A 12,179-nucleotide genomic window follows, 5' to 3' on the forward strand; every position below is an offset into this window, starting at 1 on the left:
CGTTACCACCAGTGCTGTGGATAGCGCCGATGGCGGGCGAGATTGTTGACCAGAATCGCCACGCCGAGCATCAACATGCAGCCTGCGGCGACCGGCATGAAGGCGTAGGTCCAGCCTAGCGAGTGGAGCTCGCCGGTGCCGATCACGGCGATCAATGCCGTCGCCCCGCCGGGCGGGTGCAGGGTATGGGTGAGCTGCATGGCCAGGATGGCAGTCGATACGGCCACCGCGGCGGCCAGCCAGGAGTCGCCGAGCCACTGCCAGCTAAGCACCCCGATCAGCGCCGAGATCACGTTGCCACCCAGTACGTTGCGCGGCTGGGCCAGCGGGCTCTCCGGCGCGGCATACAGCAGTACCGACGTGGCTCCGAAAGAGCCGACCATCAGCATCGAGTGCGCCTCGAGCGATAGGCCGCTCAGCCAGCCCACGCCCGCCATGCCGACGAACGCCCCGAACCATGACCATAGCGCATCACGCCAGCATGGCCGGCTGCGTTCGATGGGCACGCCTTTCATCTTGCCCAGATAGCTCTTGACCATTGGCTCCCTTTCATATGGTCCCGAAAAGGCGGCCTATCTTGCCAAAACTGCACAAGTTACTGAAATAGCCAATAGTTATGGTGACCATTGCAATGCGGCAGAGGGTCGCATCACTTCAGCCCCAGGCGCTTGCCCAGGCGATGCAGGTTGCCGCTATCCACACCCAGGGCGCGGGCTGCCGATGCCCAGTTGTCGCCATGACTGGCCAGGGCGCGGCGAATGTGCCGGCGTTGGAAGTCCTCGGTGGCCTCGCGCAGCGTGGTCCACTCATCCTCGCGTACCGGTAACGCATGAACCTGTGGCGTCGGCTGCCGTGCCGCCGCAGATGTCGATGCGGCACCCATAGCCGGCAGGTCGAGATGCTGGCGGGTGATACGCACGGTGAGCCGCTGGCGCTGGCCGTCCTCGGGCTCGCGCTGGGCGGCCAGCGTATCGCCCAGGGCGCGCAGCGCGGCGCGGCTCAGGGTGTGTTCGAGCTCACGCACATTGCCGGGCCACTGCCAGCCCAGTAGCGCCAGCTCGGCATCCTCGGCCAGGCGCAGGTTGGCCAGACCCAGGCGGATGCGGTTCTCCTCGAGGAAACTGCCGGCGAGCAGGGGAATGTCCTCGCGGCGCTCGCGCAATGCGGGGACTTCCAGAGGGAAGGCGCCCAGGCGGTGGTAAAGGTCCTCACGGAAACGCCCGGCGGCGACCTCGGCGGCCAGATCGCGGTTGGTGACGGCGATGATGCGCACATCGACATGTTGAACGCGTTCGCTGCCCAGCGGCTGGATTTCGCCTTCCTGCAATACGCGCAGCAGCTTGGGCTGCAGGGCGAGCGGAAGTTCACCGATTTCGTCGAGCATCAGCGTGCCGCCATCGGCCATGGCGAAGTGACCGCGATGGTCCTTGATCGCGCCGGAGAACGCTCCACGGCGATGGCCGAACAGCTCGCTTTCGATCAGTTGCTCGGGCAACGCTGCGCAATTGACCTGGACCAACGGCCCCTGGTGACGGATGGATCGGGCATGCAGTTGGCGCACGACGCGCTCCTTGCCGACCCCGGTCTCGCCGTGCAGCAGCACGCTCATGTCGGTGGGCGCGACCAGGGCGATGGCCTCGTCGAGCCGGCGCATGGCCGGGCTGTGCCAGTGCACCGGTGCAGGTGGCTGGCGTTCGGCATCGAGCGCTTCGCTGAGACGCGAGCGGGTTGCGCTGAGCTGGGTGGCCAGGCGTAGACAGGTGCCGAGCAGGCCGGCGGCGGCGAGCAGCTCGTCTTCGTCGAGGTCGGCCAGGCGGCCCTGCTCCAGGGCGTCCAGGGTCAAAAGGCCAGTCAACCGGTCGCCGTCGCGCAGGGCCACGCCCAGGCAGTCGTGAACGTCGCTGAGATCCTCGTCGATCAGTCCGTCGAAGGGATCGGGTAATGGGCTGTCCGGTGGAAAGCGGCACACGCCGCGATGGGCGGCGATGGCTGCCAGGCGCGGATGGGCGGCGAGCGTGAAACGTCGCCCGCAGACCTCGCCGGGTAGGCCAAGCACGGCGACCGGCTGCAAACCGTCGTCGGTGGCAACCATCAGCGTGCTGGCGTCGGCGGGGTACGTCCCGACCAGCGCCTCGAGCAGCCGCGCCCAATGCTCGTGGAGTGTCTCGGTGGACTGTCCTTCGCCCAGGCGGGCGAGCAGGTCCCGCAGGGTGATCAGAAACGATGTCATAGTGATAGTCTGGTAGACGAAGTGTCGAAGTGACAATTGAAAACTTGTCGATTCTACACGGGATGGTTCCGCTGGTGCGTCCGGCCAGGACCGGCCATGGACCTGGAGCGCCCGTGTGGCAAAGGCACCAGGCCGAATGTGTGGCAGAGTGCCGCAGTGGCGATGACAGGGGGAAGAGTGGCATGCGCGTTGCTCCCTCAGGGCTGACAACTATCATTCCCCTGAAGGAGACGCCCAATGCTCACGACCGAACAGGAACGCATCGTCGCCGATACTGCGCCCGTCGTCGCCGAACACCTCGACGCCATCACCCAGCGATTCTATCCGCTGATGTTCGAGCGTTACCCGGACGTGCAGGCCCTGTTCAACGCCGCCCACCAAGCCAGCGGCAGCCAGCCGCGGGCGTTGGCCGGTTCGGTACTGGCTTACGTTCAGCTGCGCCAGGATCCGGTGCGTGCCAAGGAAGTGCTGGGCACCGTGGTCAGCAAGCACGTATCGCTAGGCATCCGTCCGGATCAGTATCCCATCGTCGGTGAATGCCTGATGGCCGCCATCGGCGAGGTGCTCGGCGATGCCGTGACGCCCGAGATCGCCGATGCCTGGAGTGCATTGTACGGCGAACTCGCCGGCCTGCTCATCGAGCTGGAAGACCAGCGTTACCACCAGTTCGCGGCGCTACCCGGCGGCTGGCACGGCACGCGGACGTTCCGCATTGCCGATACCCGTCAGGAAAGCGCGGTGATCCGCTCCTTCGTGCTGGAACCCGAGGATGGCGGGCCGGTCGCCGACTTCGCCGCGGGACAGTTCATCGGCGTCAAACTGACCATCGATGGGGCACCGGCCTATCGTCATTACAGCCTGTCGGCCGCACCCAATGGTCGCAGTTACCGGATTTCCATCAAGCGCGAAGCGGACGGCCAGGTCAGCCGGCATTTCCATGACAAGCTGAAGGTCGGCGATCGCCTCGAGCTGTTGCCGCCGTCCGGGGAGCTGACGCTCGATGTGAATAGCGCTCCGGTCATGCTGCTCAGCGGCGGCGTCGGCCAGACCCCGATGCTGTCGCTGGCCGCCCAGGCGCTGGAGCAAGGACGCGAGGTAACCTATCTCCATGCGGCACTGGATGGTGCGCACCACGCCTTCGACGATGAAGTGAAGGCGCTCGAGGCACGTTATCCGCAGCAGATGCGCGTCGTCACGCTCTATGAGCGACCGAGGCCCGGGGACACGCCGGACCACACTGGGCGTATCGACCGTAGCCTGCTGGCCCGCTACCTGCCGGATAACCAGGCACAATGCTACTTCGTCGGTCCGCTGGGCTTCATGAGCTGCGTCGATGGGCATCTGGAAGCCCTGGGCGTACCTGCATCCCGGCGCCATTTCGAGACCTTCGGGCCGTCCCGGCCGCTGCACGCTGCAGCCTGACCGCCGTTCGGCAAACGACAGGGGCCAGCGCATTTAGCGGTGGCCCTTTACCTTGGTCAGTGACTTGGCAGTGCTATACCTCGAGCACGACACGTCCGCGGCGTGGACACAGTTTCTCGTGATAGCGGTGGGCCTCGACCACGTCCTCGAAGGCAAAGACACGATCGATCTGCGGAAGCAGCTGCCGGTCGATGGTCAGACCGTCGATGAACGAGAGGGCGCGCTGAATGGCCTCGCAGTCCTGGGGGATGCCGAGCTCGGGCTTGCCGGTAAAGTTGGTCAGGCAGTGCAGATGAAACTGGATGTTCTTGCGGAAGGCCTCGCAGGCGGGTAGTGGGGTCTCGTTGCCACCCAGCAGCCCGTAGAGCACCAGGCGCCCCTGCGGGGCGAGCACGTCGCCCATCAGGCCCATCTGAGGTCCGCCCAGGGGATCCATCACCACATTCACCCCACGCTTGTCGGTAAGCTTGGCGACCTGCGTGACCAGATCCTGTTCCTCCGTGACGATGACGTGTTCTGCGCCTAGAGAGCGCAGGTAGTCCCTGTCGTCGGCAAAGCGAGTCGTAGCGATGACTCGCGCCCCCAGCGCCTTGGCCAGTTGCACCGTGTAGGGTCCCCCGGTCTGGCTGGCGGCGGTAATCAGGACCCACTGTTCGGGGCGTACCTTGGCCAGCTCGACCAGGCCGAAGTAGGCAACGAATAGTGGTGAGTAGTGCACGCTCGCCTCGATGGGAGAGAGTATCGAGGGGTAGCGTGTCAGGGAACAACGCGGTAGCACGAGTCGGTCGGCGTAAGTGCCGTACTGGCCAGGGTCGTGTCCTGGAAATGACGCCACACGGTCGCCCACCGCCAAGTCTTCCACACCGTTACCTACCGCCAGCACGGTCCCGGCCATTTCGTGACCGATCCGCGAGGGCAGGCTGGCGTGGGAAGGTGCCAGATTCTGGCGCCAGAGCACGTCGAACCAGTTGACCCCAATCGCCTCGGTGGCGACCAGCACCTCACCATCACCGGGCGCCGTTTCGGGTTGCTCTTCGCAGCGAAGCACATCCGCCGTACCGAATTGATGAAAACGTATCACACGGGGCATCGTTCACCTCGCCAGACGAGCCTGATGGACATAAACTCTATCGGGGATAACCTGCCGGCGCCATTCATGCCCATCGATAATCGATATAGAGCCTGATAATGAAGCGAGGTTCGGTGGTGGTTGAGAGTTAGTTCAGAGAGGGTCGATCTCGACTCGCTTCCTCTCATGTAGGATTTTTGCCGCTCGGGGCACTGCCTGCAAGGAAGAATCATGAATCGTAATGACCTGCGCCGTGTCGATTTCAATCTGCTGGTTGTTTTCGAGACGCTGATGCATGAGCGGAGCGTGACGCGTGCGGCAGAAAAGCTCTTTCTTGGCCAACCGGCCATCAGTGCCGCACTGGCCCGGCTGCGAACGCTTTTCGACGATCCGCTTTTCGTCCGTACCGGCCGTACCATGGAGCCGACCAGCCGGGCCGAAGAAATCTTTCGTCATCTGGAGCCGGCGCTCGATTCCATCTCCAATGCACTGAGCCATACCAGCGAATTCGATCCCGCCACCAGCGATGCCGTTTTTCGTGTCGGCTTGTCTGATGATGTCGAGTTCGGCTTATTGCCCCCCTTGTTGCGTCGTCTGCGTGCAGAAGCGCCCAATGTCGTGCTGGTGGTCAGACGCGCCAACTACCTGTTGATGCCCCAGTTGCTGAGTTCGGGCGAAATCTCCGTCGGTGTGTGCTACACGGGGGAACTTCCGGCCAATGCGAAGCGCAAGGTGCTTAGGCGCAGCAAGCCGCGTGTACTGCGTGCCGATGCCATTCCGGGGTCGCTCTCGCTCGAGGACTATTGCGCCCGGCCGCATGCGCTGGTGTCGTTTGCCGGTGACCTGAGCGGATACATCGATGAGCGGCTGGCGGCGCTGGGCTGCCAGCGGCGCGTGGTGTTGGCCGTGCCGCAGTTCAATGGCTTGAGCGCGCTGCTGGCCGGTACGGACATCATCGCCACCGTGCCGGACTACGCCGCTGCTGTCCTGACTGCTGGCGGTGGCGTGCGTGAAGACGACCTGCCTTTCGAGGCGCCCTCGTTCGAGCTCTCCATGGCTTGGCGAGGGGCTCAGGATAACGACCCTGCCGAACGCTGGCTGCGTTCACGTATCCAGATGTTCGTCGGCGATCCCGACTCCTTACGCTAGTCATCTGCATGGCACAACATCATTCTGAGCGATAGTGACTTTTACCCCGTTCGATTAGTCACCTTGTATGTTGCGTTGCAGAATCCGCTAACCCCCCAGCGATTAGCGGTACAGATCATGGATTACCAACTTTTCCATCTGCGTAACGCGTTGCAGGTAGTTGCGACCGTGCTCGTGCTGTCAGTCATGGCCAGTGCCCATGCTGATGGTACGGCACCCGCTCCAACAGTGAGCGTGGCGCAGGTCGTTCGGCAACACATCACGGAATGGGACGAGTTCACCGGACGCCTCGAAGCTCCTGAAACCGTCGAGGTACGCCCACGTGTTTCCGGCTTCGTCGATGCCGTGACCTTCGAGGAAGGGGCCCGGGTGAAAAAGGGTGATGTGTTGTTCGTCATCGACCCACGGCCGTACGAAGTCGAAGTGCGCCGGCTCGAGGCTCAACTTCAGCAGGCGCGGGCAAACGCCGACCGGGCCAACAACGAGGCTCGCCGGGGAGAGCGCCTCAAGGCCAGCAATGCCATTTCGGCCGAACTCGCCGAAGCGCGCACCAGCGCGGCCCAACAGGCACGCGCCGAAGTGGCGGCGCTCGAGGCAGCGCTGGATGCGGCCCAACTCGACCTCAGCTTTACTCAAGTGACGGCGCCCATCGATGGCCACGTCAGCCGGGCGGAAGTGACCGCCGGCAATCTCGTCACTGCCGGGGAGAGCGTACTGACCACCCTGGTATCCACCGATCGCGTTTATGCCTATTTCGAAGCCGACGAACGGGCCTTTCTGAAGTATCAGGAACTGACCCGGCAGGGCCAGCGTGGCCAGGCCAGCCCGGTCTACATGGGCCTGGCCAATGACAGCGATTTCCCCCACATGGGGCATATGGACTTCGTCGACAATCGGGTCGATCCGCAGACCGGTACCATTCGTGGCCGGGCGGTATTCGACAATCCCGAGGGGCGCTTTACGCCGGGACTTTATGTGCGTCTCAGACTGGTGGGTAGCGCCAGCTACGATGCCGTGCTGATTCAGGATACCGCGGTGGGCACCGATCTGGGTCGCAAGTTCGTGCTGGTGCTCAACGAGGACGGCACGGTGGCCTACCGGAATGTCGAGCTGGGTCCACAGCTTGCCGGGCTGCGCATCGTGCGTAGCGGTCTCGAGGCTGGCGAGCGCATCGTGGTCAACGGGCTCCAGCGCGTACGCCCCGGTATGCCGGTCACGGCCGAGACCGTCCCCATGGCCGATAGCGAGACGCTGGCCACCCTGTCACGCATGCAGCGTCGTGTCGACGCTGCCCTGGCGGCTTCGCGGTCGCTGGAAGACAACCGACTGACGGCCAGCGCGGCGCGCCAGTCTCGCTAGCACGGTTCATTGAGGGAACGACGACAATGAACTTCTCCCATTTTTTCGTCCGGCGGCCGATCTTTGCTGCAGTGCTCTCCCTGCTGATCCTGATCGCCGGCGCCATCTCGCTGTTCAAGTTGCCGATCAGTGAGTATCCCGAAGTGGTGCCGCCGACGGTGGTGGTGCGCGCCAACTATCCCGGCGCCAACCCCAAGGTCATCGGCGAAACCGTAGCGGCGCCGCTGGAGCAGGCGATCAACGGGGTGGAGAACATGCTTTACATGTCCTCCCAGTCCACCGCCGACGGCAAGATGACCCTGACCGTCACCTTTGCACTCGGCACCGATCTCGATACCGCCCAGGTGCAGGTACAGAATCGCGTGACCCGGACGCTGCCCAAGCTGCCCGAGGAAGTGCAACGGCTCGGCGTGACCGCCGACAAGGCGTCGCCCGACTTGACCATGGTCGTCCATCTGCTGTCGCCGGATGAGCGCTACGACATGCTCTACCTGTCGAACTATGCGGCGCTCAACATCCGTGACGAGCTGGCCCGACTGGAAGGGGTGGGCGATGTTCAACTGTTCGGTGCAGGCGACTACTCACTGCGTATCTGGCTCGACCCGAGCCGGGTCGCGTCGCTCAACCTCACCGCGATGGACGTGGTCAATGCCGTGCGCGAGCAGAATCGCCAGGTTGCCGCCGGAACGCTCGGTGCGCCGCCATCGCCGGATGCCACCAGCTTCCAGTTACTGATCAATACTCAGGGGCGTCTGGTCGACGAGGAAGAGTTCGAGAATATCGTCGTACGGGCCGGGACGAATGGTGAGATCGTGCGTCTCAAGGACATCGCCCGTATCGAGCTCGGGGCCAGCCAGTATGCGCTGCGTTCATTGCTGGATAATCAGCCGGCAGTGGCCATACCCATCTTCCAGCGGCCGGGCTCGAATGCCATTGCGTTATCGGATGCCGTGCGCGAGCGCATGGCTGAACTGAAGCAGGCGTTTCCCGAGGGCGTCGACTACAGCATCGTCTACGATCCGACCGTCTTCGTGCGTGGGTCCATCGAAGCCGTGGTGCATACCCTGCTCGAGGCGATCTTGCTGGTGGTGCTGGTCGTGGTGCTGTTCCTCCAGACCTGGCGAGCCTCGATCATTCCGCTGGCCGCCGTGCCGGTATCGCTGATCGGCACCTTTGCGGTCATGCACCTGTTCGGTTTTTCGCTCAATGCCCTGTCGCTGTTCGGCCTGGTCCTGGCGATCGGCATCGTCGTCGATGACGCCATCGTGGTGGTGGAAAACGTCGAGCGCAACATCGAACTCGGCAAGTCGCCGATGGAAGCCACTTTCCAGGCGATGAAGGAAGTCACCGGGCCGATTATCGCCACGGCGCTGGTATTGTGTGCGGTATTCATTCCCACCGCCTTCATCTCGGGGCTCACCGGGCAGTTTTATCGTCAGTTCGCGCTGACCATTGCCATCTCCACGGTGATCTCGGCGTTCAACTCGCTGACCCTATCGCCGGCCCTGGCGGCTGTACTGCTCAAGCCTCATGACGCACCGAAGGACCGTTTCTCGCGTCTACTCGACTGGCTGTTCGGTAGATGGCTGTTCCGGCCCTTCAATGCCGTTTTCCAGCGTGCCAGCAATGGCTATGTGGGTACCGTGCGGCGCATCCTGCGGGGCAGCTCGGTTGCCCTGCTGGTATACGCGGGACTGATCGGGCTGACCTGGCTAGGCTTTTCCAGCACGCCCAGCGGCTTCGTGCCGCAGCAGGACAAGCAGTATCTGGTGTCATTCGCCCAATTGCCGGATGCCGCGACACTCGATCGTACGGAAGCGGTAATCCGCGAAATGTCGGAGAAGGCACTTGACTATCCCGGTGTAGAGAGCACCGTGGCATTTCCGGGTTTGTCGATCAATGGCTTCACCAACAGTCCCAACAGCGGCATCGTCTTCGTCACGCTGGATCCGTTCGAAGAGCGTCAGGACCCGAGCCTATCGGCGAATGCTATCGCCGGGGCGCTCAATCAGGAATTCGCGGGCATTCAGGAGGCCTTCATCGCCATCTTTCCGCCGCCGCCGGTGATGGGGCTGGGCACCATTGGCGGATTCCGGCTGCAGATCGAGGACCGCGCCAGCCTGGGGTACGACGAGCTTTACGCGCAGACCCAGAACATCATCGCCAAGAGCCGGCAGGTGCCTGAGCTGGCCGGGGTATTCTCCAGCTTCACGGTCAACGTGCCGCAGATCGATGCCGACGTGGACCGTGAGAAGGCCAAGACTCATGGTGTCTCCGTGGATGACATCTTCGAGACCATGCAGGTCTATCTCGGTTCACTGTACGTCAACGACTTCAATCGCTTCGGTCGGACGTACCAGGTGATTGCCCAGGCCGACCAGGCATACCGGCTCGAGCCCGAACAGATCGGTCAGCTCAAGCTGCGCAATGCCGCCGGCGAGATGGTGCCTTTGGCAACCTTCGTGAATGTGCAGCATTCGTCGGGCCCTGACCGGGTCATGCACTACAACGGCTTTCCCACCGCCGAGATCAATGGTGCTGCCGCACCCGGTTATAGCTCCGGTCAGGCCGAGGCGGCCATCGCCCGGTTGCTGGAAGAGGAACTGCCCAACGGCATGACCTTCGAATGGACGGACCTGACTTATCAGCAGATCCTGGCCGGTAACACAGCGCTGTTCGTGTTCCCGCTGTGCGTGTTGCTGGCGTTGCTGGTCCTGGCTGCACAGTACGAGAGTTGGAGCTTGCCGTTGGCGGTGATCCTGATCGTGCCGATGACGCTGCTTTCCGCGATCACGGGGGTAATCATTGCCGGCGGTGACAACAATATCTTTACCCAGATTGGACTGATCGTCCTGGTGGGGCTGGCGTGCAAGAACGCAATCCTGATCGTCGAGTTCGCCAAGGACAAGCAACTGGAGGGATTGGATCGGGTCAGCGCCGTGCTCGAGGCATGTCGGCTACGCCTGCGCCCCATCCTGATGACGTCGTTTGCCTTCATCATGGGCGTGGTCCCGCTCGTGCTCTCTACCGGTGCGGGTGCCGAAATGCGTCAGGCCATGGGTGTGGCAGTGTTCGCCGGCATGCTCGGCGTCACCTTCTTCGGATTGCTGCTGACGCCGGTGTTCTATGTGCTCATCCGTGCCTACGTGGAGAAGCGTCAGTCCCGAAAACTGCACCTGGATGCGGCGACGTCCTGATTTCGCGTCCCGTCGTCGGCTGGCTATCTTGCCTGTGTGGTCAGCCGACGAGTTTGCCCGCAATGCTTGCCGTTGCGGGCTTTTTTCTTCAAGAGACCGGCGTCGTTCGGTGTCAGCTTGCCACGTCCAGCACCGGGCGCCGATTCACCGCCAGATACACGATCAGTGCGCCGGCACCGGCCAGGGCAATGATCATCACCATCGGCAGGGCGGTGCCGTCATAGAGCCGTCCCACCAGTGCGCTCGATGCCGCTGCCGAGCCCATCTGGATGAATCCCAGGGTCGATGCGGCGGTACCCGCCATGTGGTGGAAGGGCGCCAAAGCGCCGGCGATCAGTTGCGGCATCATCATTCCCGAACCGATGGCGTAGAGCACCTGCGGGCCGATAATTGCTGCAACGGTGTCGGCGCCGCTCGCCACCAGTGACACGACCAGAACGCCGGCCAGAACCAGCAGGCTGCCACCGGCGAGAATCAGGCGATGTCCGCCGACCCGGGCCGTCAGCCGCGCGCCCAGCAGGTTACCGCTGATGAACGCTGCCACCACGAACAGAAAATACCAGCCAAAGTGGGCCTCCGGTACGCCGAACAGTTCGATCAGCACGAACGGCGCGCCGGACATGAAACCGTAGTGACCGGCGAACATCAGGCTCACCGCCAAGGCATGGGCGAGAAAGGTGCGGTGACTGATCGCCGCCAGGTAATTGCCGGCAACCGTGCGAGGATGCAGGGTCTGGCGACGCTCGCGGGGCAACGACTCGGGCAGGCCGACACCCACCACGGCCAGGGTCAGCGCAGCGTACAGTGCCAGGGCCAGGAAGATCGATGGCCAGCCGAAGGCCACCAGCAGCGCCCCGCCGGCCACCGGGGCGAGCGCCGGGGCGACGGCTGTGGTACTGGCCATGTAGGCCAGTTTCTTCGCCGCATCGACCGGTGCGAAGGTATCGCGGATCATGGCCTGGGCCAGCACCATGCCGGATGCCGCCCCGAAGGCCTGCAGGAAGCGATAGCCGAACAGCACGGCGATGCTATCGGCGAACATGCAGCCCACGCTGCCCAGGCAGAACAGCGCCATGCCGATGAGCAGCAGCGGCTTGCGGCCGAACCGGTCGGCCAGCGGACCGCACAGCAACTGAGCGACCGCCAGGCCGATCATGTAGGCACTCAGGGTCAGCTGAATCCTGTCGGCGCCGACGCCGAACGTCTCGGCCATGGCGGGAAAGGCGGGCAGGTACATGGAGGTGGCCAGCGGTCCCATTGCCACCATGGCGGCCAGGACGACGACGGCTATCGGCGAGGTGAGCTTGATCATGGGTGTCCTTTCGGTGATCGGGCTGGAATTCTACGCCTAACCCGATGGGATTAGCCAGCTAACGAAAGGCGCATACGCACGCAAAAAAATGGACCGCAAGAGCGGTCCAAGGTACGCAGGGAACTGAAGGGTCGTGCTGGGGCTAGGCCCCACAGAGTCAAAGGACGGCCATCGATTACGTCCTTTGACACTGTTCGTGATGCGTCGTCGGTCAATCTCTGACGGCGCATGCCAAACGGGGCGTCCTTGCGGGAATCCATTCCTGATGCCGTGGCATCCCTGGCCCGAAGGCGCGGCGATTCATCCGTGGACTGACGAGGGGGAGAAAGTTCTGGGGTGAACGACGTTTGCACGTGCCACCCTCGTCAGTCGTACTCTGACTATAGCGAGGAAGGTGCCATGTTTATAAAAACTTTTACATAACAGGGGTTTATATTTGCC

8 protein-coding genes are annotated in these 12,179 nt (G+C 63.2%); 4 read left to right on the forward strand and 4 right to left on the reverse strand.

All coding sequences use genetic code 11. The annotated features are described in order from the left end of the window. Positions 1-2 precede the first annotated feature (2 nt). Positions 3-539 carry an HPP family protein gene (locus MHM84_RS08715; RefSeq protein ID WP_239264926.1) on the reverse strand — a complete coding sequence of 179 codons (537 nt, stop codon included), beginning with the start codon at positions 537-539 and terminating at the stop codon, positions 3-5. Between the two features lie 110 nt (positions 540-649). Further along, positions 650-2,230 carry a nitric oxide reductase transcriptional regulator NorR gene (gene norR, locus MHM84_RS08720; protein ID WP_239264929.1) on the reverse strand — a complete coding sequence of 527 codons (1,581 nt, stop codon included), beginning with the start codon at positions 2,228-2,230 and terminating at the stop codon, positions 650-652. A 237-nt stretch (positions 2,231-2,467) separates the two neighbouring features. Between norR and hmpA the strand changes: the two genes are divergently transcribed. Continuing rightward, positions 2,468-3,652, forward strand: coding sequence for an NO-inducible flavohemoprotein (gene hmpA / locus MHM84_RS08725; protein WP_239264931.1), 1,185 nt, complete (start codon positions 2,468-2,470; stop codon positions 3,650-3,652). 73 nt (positions 3,653-3,725) lie between these two features. On the opposite strand, the gene MHM84_RS08730 is transcribed toward hmpA, so the two are convergent. Next, on the reverse strand, positions 3,726-4,742 hold the full coding sequence (locus MHM84_RS08730; protein WP_239264934.1) for a zinc-dependent alcohol dehydrogenase family protein: 1,017 nt from the start codon (positions 4,740-4,742) through the stop codon (positions 3,726-3,728). Between the two features lie 210 nt (positions 4,743-4,952). On the opposite strand from MHM84_RS08730, the gene MHM84_RS08735 reads away from it, so the two are divergent. From MHM84_RS08735 to MHM84_RS08745, 3 genes are all read left to right on the forward strand, one after another. Further along, positions 4,953-5,870, forward strand: a complete 918-nt coding sequence (locus MHM84_RS08735) for a LysR family transcriptional regulator (protein WP_239264937.1) — start codon at positions 4,953-4,955, stop codon at positions 5,868-5,870. A 117-nt stretch (positions 5,871-5,987) separates the two neighbouring features. Continuing rightward, entirely contained in the window at positions 5,988-7,229 is a 1,242-nt protein-coding gene (locus tag MHM84_RS08740; protein ID WP_275445713.1) for an efflux RND transporter periplasmic adaptor subunit, read from the forward strand. Positions 7,230-7,255: 26 nt separating this feature from the next. Beyond that, a complete protein-coding gene (locus tag MHM84_RS08745; RefSeq protein WP_239264939.1) occupies positions 7,256-10,426 on the forward strand; it encodes an efflux RND transporter permease subunit in 3,171 nt (1,056 codons plus the stop codon). A gap of 112 nt (positions 10,427-10,538) precedes the next feature. Here the strand turns inward: MHM84_RS08745 and MHM84_RS08750 are convergent, their stop codons facing one another. Next, on the reverse strand, positions 10,539-11,738 hold the full coding sequence (locus tag MHM84_RS08750; RefSeq protein ID WP_239264942.1) for a multidrug effflux MFS transporter: 1,200 nt from the start codon (positions 11,736-11,738) through the stop codon (positions 10,539-10,541). Positions 11,739-12,179 lie beyond the last annotated feature (441 nt).

It is taken from the genome of Halomonas sp. McH1-25 (genome assembly GCF_022348165.1).
GTDB lineage: Bacteria > Pseudomonadota > Gammaproteobacteria > Pseudomonadales > Halomonadaceae > Modicisalibacter.